Origin of the sequence: Vibrio sp. McD22-P3, assembly GCF_021568915.1 — a bacterium.
Lineage (GTDB): Bacteria > Pseudomonadota > Gammaproteobacteria > Enterobacterales > Vibrionaceae > Vibrio > Vibrio mediterranei.
Window position 1 is genome coordinate 127,456 of the sequence record NZ_JAKGTN010000011.1, and the last position, 20,323, is coordinate 147,778.

General features: G+C 42.6%; 18 protein-coding genes. 15 read left to right on the plus strand and 3 right to left on the minus strand.

Translation table 11 applies throughout. The features are described from left to right. The first annotated feature begins 23 nt into the window (after nucleotides 1–23). The 9 genes from L2W36_RS14535 to L2W36_RS27435 all read left to right on the plus strand — a co-directional run bounded on the left by L2W36_RS14535 (nucleotide 24) and on the right by L2W36_RS27435 (nucleotide 10,180). A complete protein-coding gene (locus tag L2W36_RS14535; protein WP_236110387.1) occupies nucleotides 24–221 on the plus strand; it encodes a helix-turn-helix transcriptional regulator in 198 nt (65 codons plus the stop codon). Nucleotides 222–275: 54 nt separating this feature from the next. Next, nucleotides 276–665: a helix-turn-helix domain-containing protein gene (locus L2W36_RS14540; protein WP_329605676.1), complete on the plus strand. Its 390-nt coding sequence runs from the start codon at nucleotides 276–278 to the stop codon at nucleotides 663–665. Nucleotides 666–705: 40 nt separating this feature from the next. Next, nucleotides 706–1,806 carry a tyrosine-type recombinase/integrase gene (locus tag L2W36_RS14545; protein ID WP_236110388.1) on the plus strand — a complete coding sequence of 367 codons (1,101 nt, stop codon included), beginning with the start codon at nucleotides 706–708 and terminating at the stop codon, nucleotides 1,804–1,806. Nucleotides 1,807–1,972: 166 nt separating this feature from the next. Further along, nucleotides 1,973–2,545: a recombinase family protein gene (locus L2W36_RS14550; RefSeq protein ID WP_236110389.1), complete on the plus strand. Its 573-nt coding sequence runs from the start codon at nucleotides 1,973–1,975 to the stop codon at nucleotides 2,543–2,545. Nucleotides 2,546–2,649: 104 nt separating this feature from the next. Continuing rightward, complete coding sequence (locus L2W36_RS14555; protein ID WP_236110390.1) at nucleotides 2,650–4,194, plus strand: type I restriction-modification system subunit M; 1,545 nt, start codon at nucleotides 2,650–2,652, stop codon at nucleotides 4,192–4,194. Nucleotides 4,195–4,206: 12 nt separating this feature from the next. Next, nucleotides 4,207–5,469 (plus strand): restriction endonuclease subunit S, encoded by a 1,263-nt coding sequence (locus L2W36_RS14560; RefSeq protein ID WP_236110391.1) that lies wholly within the window; start codon nucleotides 4,207–4,209, stop codon nucleotides 5,467–5,469. Between the two features lie 108 nt (nucleotides 5,470–5,577). Beyond that, entirely contained in the window at nucleotides 5,578–8,511 is a 2,934-nt protein-coding gene (locus tag L2W36_RS14565; protein ID WP_236110392.1) for a type I restriction endonuclease subunit R, read from the plus strand. A 95-nt stretch (nucleotides 8,512–8,606) separates the two neighbouring features. Next, on the plus strand, nucleotides 8,607–9,182 hold the full coding sequence (locus tag L2W36_RS14570) for a class I SAM-dependent methyltransferase (protein WP_236110393.1): 576 nt from the start codon (nucleotides 8,607–8,609) through the stop codon (nucleotides 9,180–9,182). Beyond that, complete coding sequence (locus L2W36_RS27435; RefSeq protein ID WP_236110394.1) at nucleotides 9,182–10,180, plus strand: HNH endonuclease; 999 nt, start codon at nucleotides 9,182–9,184, stop codon at nucleotides 10,178–10,180. The genes L2W36_RS14570 and L2W36_RS27435 overlap by 1 nt, the downstream gene beginning before the upstream one ends. 125 nt (nucleotides 10,181–10,305) lie before the next feature. Here the strand turns inward: L2W36_RS27435 and L2W36_RS14580 are convergent, their stop codons facing one another. Further along, nucleotides 10,306–11,505: a tyrosine-type recombinase/integrase gene (locus tag L2W36_RS14580; RefSeq protein ID WP_236110395.1), complete on the minus strand. Its 1,200-nt coding sequence runs from the start codon at nucleotides 11,503–11,505 to the stop codon at nucleotides 10,306–10,308. A 350-nt stretch (nucleotides 11,506–11,855) separates the two neighbouring features. Continuing rightward, nucleotides 11,856–12,755, minus strand: a complete 900-nt coding sequence (locus L2W36_RS14585; RefSeq protein ID WP_236110396.1) for a LysR substrate-binding domain-containing protein — start codon at nucleotides 12,753–12,755, stop codon at nucleotides 11,856–11,858. Nucleotides 12,756–12,867: 112 nt separating this feature from the next. Between L2W36_RS14585 and L2W36_RS14590 the strand changes: the two genes are divergently transcribed. The 6 genes from L2W36_RS14590 to L2W36_RS14615 all read left to right on the plus strand — a co-directional run bounded on the left by L2W36_RS14590 (nucleotide 12,868) and on the right by L2W36_RS14615 (nucleotide 18,510). Continuing rightward, on the plus strand, nucleotides 12,868–13,803 hold the full coding sequence (locus L2W36_RS14590; RefSeq protein WP_236110397.1) for a DMT family transporter: 936 nt from the start codon (nucleotides 12,868–12,870) through the stop codon (nucleotides 13,801–13,803). Between the two features lie 125 nt (nucleotides 13,804–13,928). Beyond that, complete coding sequence (locus tag L2W36_RS14595) at nucleotides 13,929–16,079, plus strand: LruC domain-containing protein (protein WP_236110398.1); 2,151 nt, start codon at nucleotides 13,929–13,931, stop codon at nucleotides 16,077–16,079. Between the two features lie 9 nt (nucleotides 16,080–16,088). Further along, nucleotides 16,089–16,574, plus strand: a complete 486-nt coding sequence (locus L2W36_RS14600) for a hypothetical protein (RefSeq protein WP_006072781.1) — start codon at nucleotides 16,089–16,091, stop codon at nucleotides 16,572–16,574. A gap of 104 nt (nucleotides 16,575–16,678) precedes the next feature. Continuing rightward, nucleotides 16,679–17,155, plus strand: coding sequence for an RNA-binding S4 domain-containing protein (locus tag L2W36_RS14605; protein ID WP_124942067.1), 477 nt, complete (start codon nucleotides 16,679–16,681; stop codon nucleotides 17,153–17,155). Between the two features lie 97 nt (nucleotides 17,156–17,252). Further along, nucleotides 17,253–17,996, plus strand: coding sequence for a phosphatase (locus tag L2W36_RS14610; protein ID WP_236110399.1), 744 nt, complete (start codon nucleotides 17,253–17,255; stop codon nucleotides 17,994–17,996). 118 nt (nucleotides 17,997–18,114) lie between these two features. Beyond that, the gene (locus L2W36_RS14615; RefSeq protein ID WP_006072776.1) at nucleotides 18,115–18,510 is read left to right on the plus strand and encodes a cytochrome b562; all 396 of its coding nucleotides are present in this window, start codon (nucleotides 18,115–18,117) and stop codon (nucleotides 18,508–18,510) included. A 73-nt stretch (nucleotides 18,511–18,583) separates the two neighbouring features. Here the strand turns inward: L2W36_RS14615 and L2W36_RS14620 are convergent, their stop codons facing one another. Beyond that, entirely contained in the window at nucleotides 18,584–20,287 is a 1,704-nt protein-coding gene (locus tag L2W36_RS14620; RefSeq protein WP_236110400.1) for an FAD-dependent oxidoreductase, read from the minus strand. Between the last annotated feature and the right edge of the window lie 36 nt (nucleotides 20,288–20,323).

Consider the following 20,323-nt stretch of genomic DNA (forward strand, 5'->3'; position numbering starts at 1 on the left):
ATAAACAACCACGAGGTTTTTTTATGTCTAATAAGATTATTCGTTTACCAGTTGTTATCCGAAAGACTGGTTTATCACGCAGCACTATCTACTTACGCATGTCAAAAGGCGAGTTTCCTTGCTCCATTTCATTAGGTGAACGTGCCGTAGGATGGGTGGAAGAGGACATTGAACAGTGGGTGCAAGAGTGCATTTCAAAAAGTAAGAATTTAGGGTGCTAGTGAGTGAAGAAACGATTGAATCCAAATTTAGCCAAGATCCACCGTAGCTATACGGTGGAGGAGGTCGCCGAGTTGTTCAATGTTCATAAAAGAACGGTGAGAAACTGGGTCAAAAGCGGTTTGCCAGTATACAACGAGCTACGTCCACTACTGATATTGGGTACCGACTTAAGGCTATTTATTCGTCAGAACCGTCAGGGAAACAGACGTCAATGTAATGGTTCTGAGTTGTATTGTTTGAGGTGCAGAGCACCACGATTGCCTAGCCCTGATTCAGTGAAGTTTGTGCAGTTACCTAGTGGTATAGGGAGAGTATTTGGAACATGCGTCAAGTGTGGTTCGAAGGTGAATAAATTCTTTAGTTGGAGGCGATTGGACTCCGTTCGCAATGAGTTGCTGGTGGAAAGTACCGATAGCACAAAAACACATAAGTATGAGAGTTAGTCCTCTCCTAAATTGTACCTAACTATGAGAACTCAATAATATGAAGAAAAATAACTCAAACAATGTTCGAGCAATTCGCTGCTACTGTGAATTTTTGAAAGAAGCGAAACGTCAGAGTGATTCCTCTGTAGACGGTATAACGAAGGCGATAAACCGCTTTGAGGAGTACACCAAATACAAAGATTTTAAGCAGTTTCATCGCCAGCAAGCGGTTGGGTTTAAGAAGTACTTAACGGAGCAAAAAAACGCAGTGACTGATAAGCCTTTGAGCAAGGCTACGATACATACGACGTTGAGACACCTAAAGGCGTTCTTTCAGTGGTTAGCACTACGGAGCGGCTATCGTTCTCGATTAACATACAGTGATACGGAGTATTTCAATTTATCTGAAAAGGATGCTCGCATCGCCAATGCCCGCAGGAAAAAGCCAGTGCCAACCGTTGAGCAGATTACTCAGGTTCTTACTGCTATGCCGTGTATGACTCACATTGAAAAGAGAGATCGAGCTCTTGTAGCTTGTACACTTCTGACTGGGGCACGAGATAGAGCGCTAGCTTCGTTAAAGCTAAAGCATATCTGTATTGCAGAGCAAAGCTTATATCAGGATGCGAGAGAGGTGAAAACGAAGTTCAGTAAAACATTTACAACCTACTTTTTTCCAGTAGGTGAGCTTCCTCTGCAAATTTTGACGGAATGGGTTAGCTATTTGGAACATGAACTATCATTTGGGGCTGATGATCCCTTGTTTCCTAAAACAAAGGTAAAAAATAGCCCTAGTCACAAGTTTGAGACGATGGGGTTAACAAATGAACACTGGACAACAGCTGGTCCTATTCGTCGAATATTTAAACAGGCATTCAAAGCTGCTGAGCTACCGTATTACAACCCGCATAGTTTTCGCAACACACTAGTGAGACTAGGTGAAAAATTGTGTAGTAACGCTGAAGAGTTTAAAGCGTGGAGTCAAAACCTAGGGCATGAGGGGGTTTTAACCACTTTCTATAGCTATGGTGAGGTTGCTGACTATCGACAAGCAGAGTTGCTAAAGAAGTTAGCGAAATCGAGCACAGATACACCGTCGGACATGAAGGAGCAGTTTGAGCAATTTATGGCGTTTCAAAAAATGATGTCTAACCAATAATCCTTTATTTCTGCAAACTGGAGAGACTGGTATCAACAAATATTCGTATGTTGATACCAGTCAGCTCAACGGAGTATTGGTATCATAAAAATATCGTGTTTACTTAATGATACCATTACTTTATGATTCCCCTATAATTGATACCATCTTGAGGCTGGGAAAAGTAATGCGCGTATTTGCTTACTGTCGTGTGTCGACAACCGAACAAACTACCGAAAACCAAATAATAGCTATTCGACAGAAAGGATATGAAGTTACTGATTCGAGAATCATTAGTGAAACTGTCTCTGGCTCGATAGAGGCTATGAAGCGTGAAAGATTTAAAACGCTAGTAACTCATCAAATGGAAGAAGGGGACACGCTGGTGGTGTTAAAGCTAGATCGTTTGGGTAGAGATAATATTGACGTACAAAACACAATTAACCTTTTAACGGAAAAAGGGATTAAGGTGGTTTGTTTAGATTTACCAGTAGCAGATCTTTCAAGTGCTGAAGGAAAGCTAATGCTACAAATGTTCTCTGCTTTTGCTGAGTTTGAGAGAAATCGTATCAGGGAGCGAACCAAAGAAGGAATTGAGCGAGCAAAAGCTGAAGGAAAAAAGCTAGGTCGCCCTGCTGCTCATCTGACAACTAGAATGGTACAAGACAAAAAGGCCGAAGGTTTGTCTCAGTCAAAAGTTGCGTCAGCGTTAAACCTAGGTATCGCTACAGTTAAAAGGCACTGGAATAAGGCTAGCTAGGTAAAATTTTAGTTATGTCAAATTAATACGTTAAACCACATTTTGGAATCTTCTGGTACAATACGCGCAACTCTTTTTCTGTGTATTTATTAGTAAGGTTTTCAATGGTTCGTGAACACCAACAAGAACTTCAAAAACAGCTCTGGAACATCGCCAATACACTACGTGGCAATATGTCAGCAGACGACTTTCGTGACTACATTCTGGGGCTTATCTTCTACAAGTATCTATCAGACAAGCTAAACCGCTACTGTGATGAGCTACTTGCCGAAGATGGCATTACCTTTGTTGGAGCTGTTGATGATAAAGAGCTGCTCAATGACCTTCGTGAAGAGTGTGTCGAGAACCTTGGCTACTTTATTGCGCCTAAGCAGCTTTTCTCTAGCCTAGCGGGGCGTGGCAAGAAGCAAGAGTTTATTATCGATGAGCTTGATCGCACTCTTGCTGATATTGAACAATCCACCACAGCGGCGGACTCTGCTGATGACTTCAATGGTTTGTTTGAAGAGTTAGATCTTAACTCAAGCAAATTAGGTAAAAACCCAGACGCACGTAATAAGCTAATCAGTCAGGTTTTGGTTCACCTAGATAACATCGATTTTCACCTAGAAAATACCGAGATTGATTTGCTGGGTGATGCCTACGAATACCTTATCGGTCAGTTTGCCTCTGGTGCGGGTAAAAAGGCGGGTGAGTTCTATACCCCGCAACAGGTTAGTAAGATTCTCGCTAAGCTTGTTAGTCTAGATGGTAATGTGAAATCGGTATATGACCCTACTTGTGGTTCAGGATCATTGCTACTGCGTGTCGCTCGTGAAGTCGGTAGCCATAGCCTAGAGTTTTGTGGTCAGGAGCAAAACCCAAGCACTTATAACCTAGCTCGTATGAATATGCTGATGCACGGCGTACGTTACGATAAGTTTGATATCAAAAACGATGACACCCTAGAGCACCCAATGCACCTAGAGCAACGTTTTGATGCGGTAGTAGCGAACCCTCCGTTTTCTGCCAACTGGAGTGCTAACGAACTGCACCTAAACAGTGAGCGCTTCGCCGATTACGGCAAGCTTGCCCCTAAATCGAAAGCTGATTTCGCTTTTGTGCTTCACATGATCCACCAATTGAATGAAACGGGCACACTAGCGGTGGTTGTTCCTCACGGTATCCTATTCCGTGGTGCGGCAGAAGGTCACATCCGTAAACATCTTATCGAGAAAAAGAACTACCTAGATGCCGTGATTGGCTTACCTGCGGGTATCTTCTTTGGTACAAGCATTCCAACTTGTATCTTGGTATTCAATAAGAACCGCAAGAACGATGACAACGTGCTGTTTATCGATGCCTCTAACCACTTCGAAAAAGGCAAAGCGCAAAACTTTATGCGCAATGAAGATGTCGATCGCATTGTAGAAGCCTACAGTAAGCGTGAGTCTGTCGAGAAATTTGCTCATGTCGCTGAGCTATCCGAGATTGCGGAGAATGATTACAACCTCAACATCCCTCGCTACGTGGATACCTTTGAAGAAGAAGAGCCTGTTGATCTGGATGCAGTAGCATCTGACCTTGCAAAGCTAGAAACGAAGATGAACTCAGTAGACGTTGATATTGCTGATTTTTGCTCTCAGCTCAACATCAAGGCACCGTTCTAAGGTAGGTATTTCATGACAGAACAGATGAATGTACCGAAGCTGAGGTTTTTTGATGAGCCTTTAACTAATGTCGGTTTTGACTCGATAGCTAAAATCAAAATAGGTCTGACGCATACGCCAAAGTATGTAGCTGAAGGTAGACCCTTTTTATCCTCGAAAAACATATCGGGTGGGTATATTGATTTTGATGATATAAAGTATATGTCAGAAGAAGAATTTCAGACTTTACCAAAAAGTGCTAAACCAAAGGTTGGAGACATTCTCTTTACAAGAGTCGGTTCAAACTTAGGAAACCCAATCGTCCTTGAAGATGATATAGAGTTCGGGATATTTGTGAGCTTGGGTGCTATCACTGTCAGCGAAAGGTGTAATAACCACTACGTTAAACACTGGATGGACACTCAATATTTCTGGAGGCAAGTTGAACAAAAAGTAGCAGGTGGAGCCAAAAACAATCTGAATTCTTCTTGGTTAAAAGAGTTTAAGTTAAAGCTTCCTTTACTTGCCGAACAACAAAAAATCGCCTCTTTCTTATCTAAGGTAGATGAGAAAATCACACTACTTACCGAGAAAAAAGACAAGCTCACCGAGTACAAAAAAGGTTTGATGCAGCAGTTGTTCAATGGCAAATGGGAAGAGCAAGATGGGCAGCTAACCTTTGTTCCACCGACACTGCGCTTTAAAGCGGATGACGGTAGCGAGTTTCCTGATTGGGAAGAGAAGAAGTTGGGTGATGTTGCTACTTTTTCTAAAGGAAAAGGTATATCTAAAGCAGATATTGTAGAAGACGGTGCTACTCCATGTGTGCGTTATGGTGAGTTATATACCACTTATAATGAAGTGATAGAGAAGATCAAATCTAAAACCAATTTGCCCGTTGACGAGTTAGTTTTGAGTCGTGCTAACGATGTAATTATTCCTTCCTCTGGTGAAACAGCTCTCGATATCGCTACTGCCTCGTGCATTGAATCTGCAGGTATAGCTTTAAGTGGCGATCTTACAATTATCCGGTCCAAGATGAATGGTGCCTTTCTATCTTTTCAGTTAAACACTGTAAAGAAATTTGAATTGGCAGCATTAGCACAAGGCGCATCCGTGATTCACTTGTACGCTGCTCACTTAAAGAGCTTGAAAGTCTCGATCCCTCAGATTGAAGAACAAACCAAAATTGTGAACTTCTTATCAGCTATCGACAAGAAGATTGGCTTAGCCAACTCAGAGCTTGAGAAAGTCAAAGAGTGGAAGAAGGGGTTGTTACAGCAAATGTTCGTTTAATTTAACTGCTCGATTGGGACGATACGGCGTTAGCTGCGTTTATTCACCTCAATCGCTTTGTTAAATGCTACGGAAATAACGTTAGTTGGATATATAAATAGAAGAATTATGAGCACACAATCAGAAGCACAACTCGAAAAAGAGCTAATCGATCAGCTTGTCGCTGCCGATTTCAAACCTGTTGATATTGGTAACGCAGAGGCGCTAAAGGCTAACCTCAAAACTCAGCTTGAGAAAGCCAATGGTGTAACACTAACCGAGCGTGAGTTTGACAGTGTGCTCATTAAGCTTGAAAAAGGCAGCATCTTCGATAAATCCAAGCGCTTGAAAGGCAAGGTGGATGTCACTCGACAAGACGGCACCACCGATTACCTGACTCTGTTATTTGATGATGCGACGAAAAACTGCTTCCAAGTTACCAACCAGATAACCATTCAAGGCACGTACGAGAACCGCTACGACGTCACCATCTTGGTGAATGGCTTACCGTTGATTCAAATTGAACTAAAACGCCGAGGTATTGAGCTAGCGGAAGCATTCAATCAGATTAAGCGTTATGACAAACATACCTATGGTGCGCAAGGCGGGCTGTTCAACTATGTACAGTTGTTCGTTATCTCTAATGGTGTTAACACCAAATACTTCTCTAACAACCGTGAACTTTCATTTAAGCAGACTTTCCACTGGACGGACGTTGAAAATAACAAGATTAACTCACTGCCTCAGTTTGCCGATGCTTTCTTAAATCAACCTCATCTGACGAAGATGCTCACCCGTTACATCGTACAGAACGAGTCAGGTAAGTTTTTGATGGTGCTGCGCCCCTACCAATTCTATGCGGTAGAAGCGATCGTTAATCAGGTTAAGACCAACAATAACCACGGTTACATTTGGCACACTACAGGCAGTGGTAAGACACTGACTAGCTTCAAAACCGCTCAGATCCTCTCTACGCTTGAGGATGTGGATAGAGTGGTATTCGTGGTCGACCGTAAAGACCTCGATTATCAAACAGCCAAAGAGTTTGATGCTTTTTTAAGAGGCAGTGTCGACAGCACGGGTGACACCAAAAGCCTTCTGAATCAGTTCCTCGGTTCACGACCTGTACCAAAGAAAGCCCTAAACACCAAAGAAAGTGGTGTTAACGATGGTGAAGAGCTACCGCAAGTTGCTGAGTATGCGCCTATCTGCAGTAATAAAGTTAATCGCATCAACAAGCTGACTATTACAACGATTCAAAAGCTTAATAACTTGATCACTAAGCCTCGATTTAAAGGACAGGTTGAGCACTTACGCCAAGAGCGAGTGGTTTTCATATTCGATGAGTGTCACCGTAGCCAATTTGGCGAAACGCACCAAAACATCGTCGACTTCTTTGAAAAAGCACAGCTATTTGGTTTTACGGGGACACCTATCTTCGCTGACAATGCGACCGTTAAAAAAGTGGAAGGAAAAGGGACGCAGAAGCGAACTACAAAAGATCTGTTTGGTGAGCGTCTTCATAGCTATGTGATTGTTGATGCCATTAAAGATGACAACGTTCTTCCATTTGCTATTGAGTATTACGGCAAGCTGAAACATAAAAACGACGGCATGGATGTCGATGTTAGCAGTATCGATGTCGCCGAGTTCTTTAGCTCTCCAAAGCGCATTAAACAAGTGTGTGAGCACATCATTGGCATCCACGGTCATAAGACCAAACGTAAGTTTAACGCCATGCTGTGTGTGGCAAGTGTGCCTGACCTCATCACCTACTACGACACCTTCAAAGCCCTTGAAGAAGAGGGTAAGCATAAGCTCAATATCGGCACCATTTTCAGTTACGGTGTAAATGAGGAAGAAGAGTTCGAAGGCGAAGTCAACGTTAAAGGCTTAGCGGAAGCCAATGCCAAAGTGCATAGTCGAGATAAGCTGGACGCTTACATCGAAGACTATAATCAGCAGTTTGGTACAAGCTACTCAACCCAAGATACCGACAGTTTCTACAACTACTACAAGGATCTATCGAACCGCACCAAGAACGGTGAGGTAGATATTTTGCTGGTGGTGAACATGTTCCTTACAGGTTTTGATGCTCCCGGTTTGAATACCATCTATGTCGATAAAAACCTTAAATACCATGGCTTGGTGCAAGCCTTCTCCCGAACTAACCGCCTAAACGGCACAGTGAAGTCGCATGGTAACGTCATGTGTTACCGCAACCTCAAACCGCAAGCGGACGAGGCGTTTACGCTGTTCTCAAATAAACAGCCAATCGAGTTTATTGAAGTACCAGATCTTAATGGGCTGACGGAAGACTTTTCTAAAGCGCTTGAAGCGTTGAAAGCAATTGCTCCTGATGTGCAAAGTGTCGATGACTTGCCTGACGAAGATATGCAAGCGAGCTTTATTAAGCAGTTCCGCATCTTGATGCGCTTAAAGAACCAACTTGAGACATTTAGCGATTTCGACATTGAAACGCTTGGAATGTCTGAGCAAGAGTTCGTTGACTACGCCTCTAAATACAGCGATTTAGCTCGTGAATTCAAGAAAGGGCCTGCTGATAAAGAGTCTATCTTAGCAGACATTGATTTTGAGCTAGAGTTACTTCAAAGAGATGAAGTTAATGTTGGCTACATTCGTCATCTGCTAATGACAATGTTCGAAGAGTCTTGTGATGAAGCGAAAGAGAAAAAACGTCAAGTTATTGCTAACTTGCTGGCGACAGAACCGACTTTGTATAGCAAGCGTTCTCTCATTGAAGATTTTATCGAGAAGAGTATGCAAGGCTTGGTACAAGGTGCTGAATTTGATGAGTACATAGAAGAGCAAAAGCAAAAAGAACTAAGCCAGATAGCAGAAGAAGAGAAGCTAGACACCGATAGGTTCAGCGAAATGGTGACGAACATCGAGAACGGTATGAGTGTAGACAGCTTGAAGTCGGATGATATCGCCCAGCTCACAACTGAGAAGATGACTTTTAGAACACGCCGCACAATCTTGCCAAGGATATCTGAGCGACTAAAGGCGTTTACTGAAACCTTTATTAGGGGCTTTCATTAGGCGACAACACCGATTCTAAATAGGGTTCGTCTGTTAATAAACCAGTTGTTAACTAGCGTCTATAACGAAGATTTATCGAAAGGTCATTATCTTGTATGAGTTACTACAACCAAAATGCCGAAGAGTTTTTTAACGCAACGATTAATGTTGACATGGAAACTCTCTATCGGGAGTTTATTACCTTACTGCAATCCGGAAGCGCTATTTTAGATGCAGGTTGTGGCTCTGGGCGTGATTCTAGAGCTTTTAAGGAATTAGGCTTTAATGTTCATCCTATTGATGCCAGTGAAGAACTAGCAAAGTTGGCTGAAGCCACAATTCGTCAACCCGTAGAGGTCACTACTTTTCAGAATTTTAAATCTGACAAAAAGTTTGATGCTATTTGGGCGTGCGCTTCTCTTCTTCATGTCCCGTATAACGAGCTGGAGGATGTTTTTGTTAATCTGTCAAAACATCTTGCCTTAGGAGGCGTGTTTTATTGCTCTTTCAAATATGGCGAAACTGAGGTTGAACGTAAGGGGCGACTATTTACTAACTTGAATGAGTCCCTTTTGGATAACGTGCTATCGAGTACTACTTTACGTACACATAAAACGTGGCAGACATATGATTTGCGCGAGGGACGTGAAGATGAGAAATGGCTCAATGCAATTTTGATCAAGGACGTATAGTGAACTTTACCGACGAAGATTTTTTTAAAGGCATCGTATTATTTGGTCTAAATGCTGCTACTTATAAAATGGGTCTTGCTCAGACTCTTCTTACTGCTTCAAGACATCAGCAAAGTGAGATCGAGTGGGGGCAGTTGTCAGAACTGTACTTTGACTTTTATATGTTGCGTCTAACGAACAATCCAATGCCCCAGCAAGGGAACCCTAATCGTATGACCAAGATGGAGCGCATTGTTAAGGAGCATCAATTGGGTGTCCTTAAACGTTCTGAGGCAATACAAAAAGTAGGGGATACTGCATTTGATGATGTCGTCCCACGTTTTCAAACTATTGGAACGGATAAAAGTATTGTTGCCAATCACTTCTATGAAATTGAAATGGGGAAGAAGTTGATTCTCAAAGATTCGTTGTTGGGATTGAACAATAGTCAATTGGATACCTTAGGTGAAGAAATTGATGCTAGGTGGGGTCTATTAGAAGGAGCGTTCAGCATCAATCAGACAGATTTCGAATTAGCGAATGATATTCGAGAAATCTACCTTAAAGACGGTTACGAACGTAAAGCGTTGACAAACAACATCCCATTTTTATCCGGTTATCAGGGTAATACTTGTTTTTACTGTGGTGAAAAAATGGACGGGGATATTCATGTTGATCATGTGCTTCCTAGACAAGTACTAAATCATGACGAGATCTGGAACTTGGTGTTAGCGCACGGTGATTGTAATCTGTTGAAATCAGACCGCCTTGTTGGCGAGCATTTCATTACTAAGCTAATTGCACGAAATGAGAACATTATGGGTAGTAACCATCCTTGGAAAGCACAAATTCAGGTTTCACTAGGCACAACCCCTAAGAGACGCTCGATTAATTTGCGCCGTCATTATGACAATGTGAAAACGGTGCTTGGTAACTACTACTGGGGTGGTTCAGACTCCTATAATCCGGCAAGTGATCCTTTCTATAGAAGATTGATTACTGTATTGAATAACAAATGATAAAAGTCGATTACAGTTGACTCAGTAAAGTAACGCCTGTGGTTGGATCAGGCGTTGAAAGGTATGATGGAAGCTGGAATAGTTGATTGGCAGACGCCACCTGAACCATTGCTTACTAAATAATGTTAGTTTGCTGCTAAGATAAAATCACTCCACCAATTCATAATCTCTTTCCTTTGTTCAAAGAAATCAGAACGGTTGTAGCTTGCTCTGGTTTCGTTTTGATCTGAGTGGGACAAACAGGCTTCGATATGCAAAGTGTCGAAGCCTTGTTCGTGTAAAGCCGTAGAGGCAATAGATCGTAAACCGTGAGCAACAAGTTCATCTTTGAAGCCAAGGCTTCGCTTTAGAGCAGCATTAGCTGTATAAACGCTTACGTGGCTTGTAGGGTTACGCTCACTTGGGAACACGTATTCATGCTCTTCACTCTGCAATCGCATCTGCGATAAAATCTCAATTGCTGCCTCTGTTAGTGGCACTCTATGTTCTTTCCTACGCTTCATTTCTGCTGGTGGGATAGTCCAGCACTTTTGGTTCAGATCTATGTCACTCCAACGTGCCCGAGCGGCTTCTTTTGGTCGGGTCATTGTGTGAAGCTGCCAAAGAATCAACAGTTTAGTTTTGTGGCGAATGTTGGCGTTATCTTGTAGTTGCTTTAATAATCTATTTAGTAACTCAGGTCTTATCGTCGGCATGTGCTCTACTTCATGCTTTTCAAATGCGTTAATCATGCGAGTCAGTGGGTTAGCGATGATAATGCCGCTATCAACGCCGTACTCCATAATTTGGTTAAGGGATTGGCAAATTCGCTTAATAGTCGATAGCTTTTGGTCGTCCTCAAGTGGGCGTAAAGCTTGTACTGCGCTCAAGCGAGTGATGGAAGCAATTGGAGTTCTACCAAAGTGGGGAAAGGCGTATAGCTCTAATGTCCTCCAGATACGTTCGGCATGATTAGCACTGACAGTTTTCTTCTTCCTGCTGAACCATTCTTCAGCTACTGCGAAAAAAGTATTGGTTTCTAGACGAATGGCTTCCTGCTTAAGTTGCTCCAGATGGTCTTTTGGGTCAATTCCATTGGCAATGAGATTACGGTGTTCTTGAGAAACTTTTCTTGCATCAGCCAGTTTTAGGGCAGGGTACGAACCAAGAGATAGTTTTTTTACCTTCTTAGTTACTGGGGCGCTATATCTGAATTGCCATGACTTTGTGCCATTCGGTCGAATACGAATGTTGAGTCCGTTCCCATCAGCGAGGATGTATTCCTTATCTCTAACTTCTGCTTTTTTGATCTCTTTGTCGGATAGTCTGACGGTTAATTTTGGCATGCGAACCCCTCAAGAAAATTTGCGAGGAGTATACAGGAGTTTAGTTATATGGGGTACATCATGGGGTACAAAAAGCGCTGGAAACAACGAGTTTTCTTAGGACGTTATAAAACTGTAACGTTAAAATAAGATATTGATATTTCGTGTTTAATTGGAAATCATTGAATGCCGTTGGAAGTTAATACTTAGGTCCTGGAAACCATTGGATAGACATGAGTGAAAACCTATATTTTGAAATTTGTGCACATTGTAGGAGGTTCAACGAGATAGTAAAGCCCTGCATTCGAGTGGCGAGCGAAGTTTTTGTCGCAAAATTCTTGAATAATAGGTGGAGCAAGCGCTTATATCGACTACTCTTTTTGGCCGAACTCGGTACGCAGCCATTGTCTTAGCGTAATAACACTTTCGTATTTCAAACTCTTTAGAGGACACGCAAAGTAGAACGCTTGATAAGGATTTGGGATGGGGGAACCAAGTTCAACTAGCAGTCCTTGTTCCACTTCATCTTTGATAAACAAACGGTGAGTGACAAGTATGCCTAAGCCTCTGATGGTGGCATGTATAGCTTGTACAGAAGCATTAAAAATCAGGTGATTATGGTATCTAGGGAGTGTTAAAGCGTTGGCATTACACCATGTATCCCAATCATATTTCCGTCTATCGTTAGTAACCAAAATGCTAGGATAATCCCCTAGCACAGCGTCGAGTGATATGGCTGCGTGTTTATCGAGTAGGTTAGGGCTACACACTAACACCAATTCATCGTCACCCAGTTTTTCACAATAATAATCTTGCCATTCGTCTGTTTTACCGTGAATCAAGGCGATATCGACGCCTTCTCTCTCAAGGTTAAAACTGCCAATTAAGTTTGAAATACGGATATCCAGATTTGGAGCAAAATGTTGGAGATTGGTTACTCTCGGGATCCACCAGTGAAGAGCCAATGAGTTAACCATGTTTACAGTAAGCCTATTTGTCACGGTTTTGTTAAGCAATGCTTCATTAGCTTCAACAATTTTCTCTAGAGCAGGCGCAACTTTTTTATAGTAAAGGCGGCCTTGTTGATTTAACTCTATGCGCCGTCCAATTCGAAGAAACAGCTTAGTATCGAGTTTTTCTTCTAATGATTTAATTGACTGACTTACAGCTGAGTGACTTACAAATAGCTTTTGTGCCGCTTCGGACATGCTTCCTGTTTCGGCTACGGCTACGAATGTATAGATGGATTTGAGTGCAAGGTATTTTTTCATTTATCACTCTATGTAAGTAAAACTTACATAATCATTAATAATTACTCAGTATTTTTCAGTGATCGCGATCACTATAATTTAGCCCAAAAGACACATTTCGCGAGCACGATACATGATTAAAATTTCACTAACCCATACTCCTGTTTTCTATATGTTATCGTCGACACTTAGCTTATCTGCCACTGGGTTATTAACTAAATTCTTGTCTGAAAGCCTTGATGTGACCACATTGGCGTTCTTACGATTTGCGCTTCCTGCTTTGCTCATATTTTTGATACTGCTTTTCACTAAGATAAGAACACCTAATTTGGCCATGGCCAAGTTACTCGTCGTAAGAGCATTGTGTATTGGAGCCTGTCAACTGTGCTTTATTTATGCATTGAACAAACTCTCACTGGTGGAAAGTGCAGTGCTATTTGGAACAGGGCCTGTTTTTATCGCAGTTTTGGAAAAGATACTCTTCAATATTAAGCTCCATTGGTCGACTATCGTAGCGTTGTTTATGACGTTTATAGGAGTGGTAACGTTGGCCAATGATGGTAGTGGGTTTGTTGTCAAACCTGAACTTTTAGTCGGTCTTCTGGCGGGGTTCTTTAATGCTGGCTCTCAACTCAGCCTATATAAAGCGTCAAAAACGGAAATGTCAGGTTTAGAAACTAATGCTTGGACATTTGGTATTGCGAGTTTAATTCTACTACCGATTGTGACGTTTTCTCACTGGACTTCTCCTGTGAGTATTTTCAGCGACAATGCTGTAAATACTGGGGTTCTTTTGGCTTTGGTGATTATGGCACTATTGATTATCAATACGCAGGTTTCGCGACACAAAGCCTATTCAACTGCTGATAGCAATTCCCAATTAGCACCTTTAATCTATAGCAATCTGGCTTTCACAGCGTTATGGCAATTTCTTGTGTTTGATGTTGATTTCAGTCACACACAGTTACTTGGTTTAATGCTCATTGTAATGACCAGTGTTCTAACAACGGTATTTCCGCCTCAAAAGGTCATTATTTCTCATAAAGAAAAGTCTTCCGTCGCAGGTTAGCTAAATTGAATTGCAGATTGAAAATAGATTTAATGGAAAGTATAACTATTTGAAATATAGTAAATAAATATATGGCATGAGTTTTGTAGACATCTGATTGATCATTCATAAGCAGGGAACAGCAGATGAAAAAACAGATGTTACCACAAGGCACAAAACGACTGGTGGCTTCCTTGGCCCTGAGCGGACTATTGTTTAGTACGTCTAGCAACGCCGCGCCGTTTGATACGTGCCCAAGCAAAGCCTATCTTTTCCAATCTAATCCAGTTCAAGTTTATGGTGTCAACCTTGTTACGGGCACGACTAGTCTATTGCAAAGTGATACTGGTATGAATGTGAACATTAACGGTGTCGGTTTCGACTTTGACAACCGTTATATCTATGGGTATGACACTAGCAATAAGCGAATCGTTCGCTTAGGGAGTGACTTCCAAGCGGAAGTCGTGAATACATCGGGTTTACCAACTGACCACACTTTTTATGTCGGTGATGTCTACGAAAGTGTTTATTACCTTTATAGAACAGGAAAAGGACTTTTTACTATCGATCTTTCACCACTCGCGAGTGATAGTAGTGCAGTTTTACCGGTTAATCGAGTGACGACGCGTGCGGTAGTAAGTCTCACTGACTTCGCTTTCCATCCAAGCGACGGCAAGCTCTATGGCGTGGATAACGGCTCGGGTGCTTTATATTCGTTTAACGCTAGCACAGGTCAGGAAACTTATATTGGTGATACTGGCGAAACGGGTACGTTTGGTGCAGGGTACTTCGATGTAGATGGCTACTATTATGTGTCGAGAAATCAAGATGGTCAGATCTATCGCATTGACCTTTCACCGGGTAATGCCGCAAACATTACTGCGGGCATAGTTCCGGCTGTCAAATTTGCCGATGGTCCAAATTCGAACCAAAACGATGGCGCTCGATGTGCGAATGCACCAGTGATAGATGAGGACTCAAACATTGATTTTGGAGATGCTCCGGAAAGTTACTCAACAAAACTTGCTGACAATGGCCCACGACATGAGCTAGACGGTAGTACATGGTTGGGAAGTGGGGAACCAGATGGTGAACAAGATGGACGTTACAACAATTTAGCGGATGATGAAGTAGGCACTGATGATGAAAACGGTGTGGGATTTGTCACTGCGGTCGAACCAGGGCTCGATAGTATTGTTAGGGTTAATGCTTCCACCTCTGGGTATCTGTCTGCATGGATAGATTGGAACCAAGATGGTGACTTTGCGGATGCGGGGGAGCAGATTTTTACCGACGAATCGCTATCTGCGGGAAACAACGATCTAGTTTTTACAGCTGATATTGATGCAACAGTGGGTACAACTTGGAGTCGTTTCCGCTTTAGTCAACAAACAGGGTTAAATTATTTTGGTGGTTCAACGAGTGGTGAAGTTGAGGATCATGCTCTTACGGTTACTGGAGATGGCATCACCGTTCGCTATTATCCCAATGCCACTGGTTATGCCACTGTTGCGTTTGAAGATAACTGGCCTTATACCGCCGACTATGACATGAACGATGTCGTTGTGCGTTACCGTGTCACGGAAATTCTCAAAAACGACCAAGTAGTAAAATCTAAGATTGATGGTTACTTAGGGGCAGTGGGTGCATCTTACCATAATGGCTTTGCTATCCGACTCAAAGGTGTCAATCGTGACGATATTGATAGCGCTACCACTCGTCAAATCCAAAACGGCGAGACATTGGCTTCAAGTGGATTAGAACTGATTTCTAATGAAGCGATTATTATCATCACTAACGATACGTCGACATTTAAAGTAGACGGTTGCGATTTCCATAGGACTTTGTCTTCATGTGCTGAGCAAGAGGATGTGCAACTCAACTTTACGGTTCACGTTAACTACAATAGCGGCACTACTACTGGGTTAATGGCTATGCCGTACGACCCTTTCATTTTCGCTACAGACAATACGTATCATGGAGATGGGTTTACTGAACCAGGGCGTAAATGGGAAGTGCACCTACCTAACTACGAACCAACTGAGCAATTTGATGCAGATATGTTCGCTGGTTTAGGCGTCGATGTAAGCAACTCAAATACTGGCGTGTACTTTAAGACAGCAGAGAATCTGCCTTGGGCGCTATTAATAAATGACGAGTGGGAGTGGCCACTAGAGTATATCGATTTGGTGGTTGCGTATCCTCAATTTGCTACTTACGCAGAGTCATCTGGAGAGAATGCTCAAAACTGGTTTGAATCGCAATATGCTGCGCCCGGCAAATGTTACGTTCCTTAGGAGATGATTATGAATACCAAATATATAACCTTACTAATTGCCTTCGGAACACTCACTGCTTGTGGAGGCGGTGGCGGTGGTGGCGGCGACTCTTCAGGTGGGGGCTCTACGGGGAATACCACCGAGGCCGCTCCTGAGCCGGTTCCAGCTCCGGTTACAGTGTCAGTATCAAGAACAATGGGTGATCTGTCTATACCGGATACGTTGGATTATAAGCCAATCGAAGACTACTCATTGGACATTGACGCAAGTAACGACGTAACTGGTAGAGCGTTTGCCTCGGTTTATACAGAATATGAGGACGACGGCTCTGGTGTACTCACTCCAGTGTACGACAGTAAAATCGCCTCTACGTCACTGAACAATGGGAGTGCTCAAATCGATTTCTCAGCTGCAGAACACGTTGATGCGTTCTTAGTTGAAATCTGGACCTATGATGGTAACCCACCGGCTCAGAAACTCGTGTCAGCGAGTAGTAACAACCTCGCTTGGTGAGAAAAAGAGGAAAATACGAATTGCCCCGTTTTACGGGGCTTTTTAATGGCTTGCTACTCAACAACACAGTACAATGCGGGGAAATATTCGATTCAAATCACATTATGAGCCAAGAATACAACGACGAACACTATGACGACGATGCCATTGAGATTGAAGCTATTGGTATCGAAGTTTCAAGCCATCCAATCGAGCTATACAAACTATTTAAGGTAGCAAACCTTGTTGGAGGCGGCGGTGAAGCTAAGCACTTTATAGCGGAAGGCTATGTAGCGGTGAATGGCGAGCTAGAAACACGAAAACGACGCAAAATGTATGATGGTGACTTCTTTGAGTTTAACCAAGAATATTATGTCGTTGTATGTGACAAACCGCCTGTTGAACCTGAGGAAAGAAAACAGCTGCAACCTAAACAGCCAGAGGTAGCAGCGCCTTCGTCAAAACAAAAAAAGCAGAACAAGCAGCAAAAAAAGACGAGAGAGCAATCGGCTAAACAGAAAAAGAAATCTACTGAGCCGAATAAAGCGCGCTCTAAATCAAAAGACCCAAATAGCGGACGTGGCGGTATCGATTTTTTCTAAGACGATTTACGTTATGCGAGCAATCGATATTCGCTGTCGTTAAAGTGCCACAGTTTCCGCTGATAATAGAGGCTTAATAGCAATAGAGGAGATAACAATGAAATTTGAGGTAGATACGCATACTCATACTTATGCAAGTGGGCATGCCTACAGCACCATTATTGAAAATGCTAAAGCGGCAAAAGAACATGGATTAAAAGTCCTGTGTACTACAGATCATGCTGATTCAATGCCTGGTGCCCCTCACTTTTGGTTTTTCTCCAACCAACGTGTTATCCCAAGGTTTCTATCTGACGTTGCTATTATTCGCGGTGTAGAGGCAAATATTCTTAATGTGAATGGGGACATTGATGTACATCCTACGTCATACAAAGCACTTGATTGGATTATTGGCAGCTTTCATGAACCTGTGTTTAGACCTTCTACTAAGGAGGAACACACTCGAGCGCTCATCAATACAATTGAAAGTGGCAATGTGGATGCGCTTGGACATTTGGGAAATCCGAACTTTGACTTTGATTTTCAAAGCGTAGCGGACTGTGCGGCAGCCAATCATGTCGCAATAGAGATCAATAACTCAACGCTGAGAGGGCACAGCCGAGTCGGAAGTGTGGACCGCTGCTATGACATCGCTCGAGCAGTAAAGCGCGCGGGTGGGTACATCACTACAGGCAGTGACTCACATTTTTGCGATACCATTGGTTTATTCGAACTGACCAGTGAATTGCTGACTACGGTTGAAATGCCGACGGATAAGATTATTACTTACAACGCTCGTCAATTCTTGGATTTCCTAGAGCTGAGAGGACGCGCACCGATAGAAGAGTTTGCCGAATTCTAAGATTTGCGTAAATAACGTTTAGAAACAATTTCATTAACGTTGTAGTAACGAGATTTAGTAAACTCGGTATTCAGACCTCAGGAAACTGGGATCTAATTGATCTTCAAAAGGAATAATAATGATAAAAATAACTACGGCTAGCCTGCTTACATCAGTTCTTTTATTTTCTACTAGTGCTCTAGCAGAGGAGGTGGACCTCAAGAAGAACATGCAAGCCATGAAGTTAGCATTTAAACAAGCAGCAGAAGCTCAGTCCATTGACGAAATGCGCAAACCAGTACTTGATTTGGAAAATCTAATTGCCGACTCAAAGCAAGGTGATTATCCACCAGAGAAAACAGAATTGTATTTGGAAGGTTTCAAAAAGCTGTCAGGCGCGGTAAGTGAAGTCAATGCGGAACTGGATCAGGGTGACCTTGAAGCGGCCAAGCAATCATTACGTGAAGTGGACAGCTTGAGATTGGAGTACCATGACAAGCGTAATCCAAGTATTTGGAAGCGTCTGTTTGGTTAACTGATATCGAATTCGGACATTAAAAAGGAGCACTCTTTGAGTGCTCCTTTTGATTTAGATTAAATAGGTAGCGCTATGCCTGTGCAAACTTAAAGGTTCGGTAGCCCCCAATTAAGTTCTTGGCTTTATAGCCATTATTCACTAATTGACGATATGCAACGTTACCGCGTAACCCCACTTGGCAGTAAATAATGATCTCTTTATCTTTAGGAAGCTCATCCATACGTTGGCGCAGCTGATCTACGGGTATATTAATTGCGCCGTCAATGAAACCAACGTTTTCTAACTCACCTGGATTACGTACATCCAGCAACAACTGGTTGTCGCTCAAATTATCTATTTCATCGAAATGTATCGGTGTTGCATCACCTTTTAAAATATTATTGGCAACGAAGGCTGCTTGGTTGATGACATCTTTGGCGCTGCCATAAGGGGGAGCGTAAGTTAGTTCAAGATGTTGTAGCTGCTCTACGGTCATTCCTGCACGTTGAGCCACAGCTAAAACATCGATACGTTTATCAATGCCGTCTTTTCCTGCTGCTTGCGCACCAAGAATTTTGCCAGTTTCGGGGCTAAACAATAGCTTTAACGAGACTATTTCCGAACCAGGGTAATAACCGGCATGACTAGCGGTATGTACGTATACTTTCTCGTACGCGATATTATCACGTTTAAGCAACTTTTCGTTTTTACCCACGGACGCTACTGCAAGATCGAAGATCTTAACAATCGCAGTACCTTGTGTGCCTTGATAACTCTCTTTACGGCCTAACATGTTGTCAGCAGCCATCCGACCTTGACGATTAGCAGGCCCAGCTAACGGAACGAAGCTAGGTTTTCCTGTGATGAAATCAGGATCTTCAACAGCATCGCCTACTGCATAAATATACGGGTCGCTGGTTTGTAGGTGTTCGTTGACCGAGATACCACCAAACGCACCAAGTTCGAGGTCTGCGTTTTGGGCTAGGGTATTTTCCGGTCTGACACCAATAGACAAGATAAGCATATCAGTATTTAACGCATCGCCATTGTTTAATGTTAAACGTAACTTGCCTTGTAAATGTTGATGTTCGTTTGTCTCTCCAGCATTTTGATCGGCAATATGTTCATTCGGAATATACTCAACAGATTCAAGTGCTGCACTCAATCTGAGATCAATGCCTCTTTGTTTAATCTCTGCATGTGCAAAACCTGCCATTTCTTTATCAACGGGCGTCATCACCTGATCGGCCATTTCTATTAAGGTGGTATTGATTCCTAGCTGGTGGAAAGCTTCCATCATTTCTAATCCGATAAAGCCACCGCCAACGACTGTTGCATGCTCAGGCTTATTCATTTGAATCGTCTTTATGATTCGATCCATATCGGGGATATTACGAAGGGTATGAGTCAATGGGTTATCAATGCCTGGTATGGTCGGTACAAATGGAGCCGCGCCAGGACTTAGTAATAGAAAATCATAACTTTCAGAATATTCACTACCATCAACGAGGTTGCGAACAGTAACAAATTTGTTCTGTTTATCGATGGAAATGACTTCGTTCATAACACGAACGTCAACATTAAAACGAGCGAGGAAACTCTCTGGAGTTTGAAGTAATAACTTTGAACGGTCGGTGATATCTCCACCTATGTGATAGGGAAGACCACAATTTGCAAATGAAACGAAAGGTCCGCGCTCAAACATAATAATTTCGGCTTCTTCACTCAAACGTCGAGCTCTTGCTGCTGCAGATGCGCCACCTGCAACTCCGCCTACGATTAAAATCTTAGTCATACTTTACCTCTGTCAGTGTCGTTTAGGTGCGATGTT

Excerpts from the sequence above, each read along its gene's own strand:
- L2W36_RS14535 (WP_236110387.1), top strand. The coding sequence starts at position 24 with ATGTCTAATAAGATTATTCGTTTACCAGTTGTTATCCGAAAGACTGGT.
- L2W36_RS14545 (WP_236110388.1), top strand. The coding sequence starts at position 706 with ATGAAGAAAAATAACTCAAACAATGTTCGAGCAATTCGCTGCTACTGT.
- L2W36_RS14550 (WP_236110389.1), top strand. The coding sequence starts at position 1,973 with ATGCGCGTATTTGCTTACTGTCGTGTGTCGACAACCGAACAAACTACC.
- L2W36_RS14555 (WP_236110390.1), top strand. The coding sequence starts at position 2,650 with ATGGTTCGTGAACACCAACAAGAACTTCAAAAACAGCTCTGGAACATC.
- L2W36_RS14560 (WP_236110391.1), top strand. The coding sequence starts at position 4,207 with ATGACAGAACAGATGAATGTACCGAAGCTGAGGTTTTTTGATGAGCCT.
- L2W36_RS14565 (WP_236110392.1), top strand. The coding sequence starts at position 5,578 with ATGAGCACACAATCAGAAGCACAACTCGAAAAAGAGCTAATCGATCAG.
- L2W36_RS14570 (WP_236110393.1), top strand. The coding sequence starts at position 8,607 with ATGAGTTACTACAACCAAAATGCCGAAGAGTTTTTTAACGCAACGATT.
- L2W36_RS14580 (WP_236110395.1), bottom strand. The coding sequence starts at position 11,505 with ATGCCAAAATTAACCGTCAGACTATCCGACAAAGAGATCAAAAAAGCA.
- L2W36_RS14585 (WP_236110396.1), bottom strand. The coding sequence starts at position 12,755 with ATGAAAAAATACCTTGCACTCAAATCCATCTATACATTCGTAGCCGTA.
- L2W36_RS14590 (WP_236110397.1), top strand. The coding sequence starts at position 12,868 with ATGATTAAAATTTCACTAACCCATACTCCTGTTTTCTATATGTTATCG.
- L2W36_RS14595 (WP_236110398.1), top strand. The coding sequence starts at position 13,929 with ATGAAAAAACAGATGTTACCACAAGGCACAAAACGACTGGTGGCTTCC.
- L2W36_RS14600 (WP_006072781.1), top strand. The coding sequence starts at position 16,089 with ATGAATACCAAATATATAACCTTACTAATTGCCTTCGGAACACTCACT.
- L2W36_RS14605 (WP_124942067.1), top strand. The coding sequence starts at position 16,679 with ATGAGCCAAGAATACAACGACGAACACTATGACGACGATGCCATTGAG.
- L2W36_RS14610 (WP_236110399.1), top strand. The coding sequence starts at position 17,253 with ATGAAATTTGAGGTAGATACGCATACTCATACTTATGCAAGTGGGCAT.
- L2W36_RS14615 (WP_006072776.1), top strand. The coding sequence starts at position 18,115 with ATGATAAAAATAACTACGGCTAGCCTGCTTACATCAGTTCTTTTATTT.
- L2W36_RS14620 (WP_236110400.1), bottom strand. The coding sequence starts at position 20,287 with ATGACTAAGATTTTAATCGTAGGCGGAGTTGCAGGTGGCGCATCTGCA.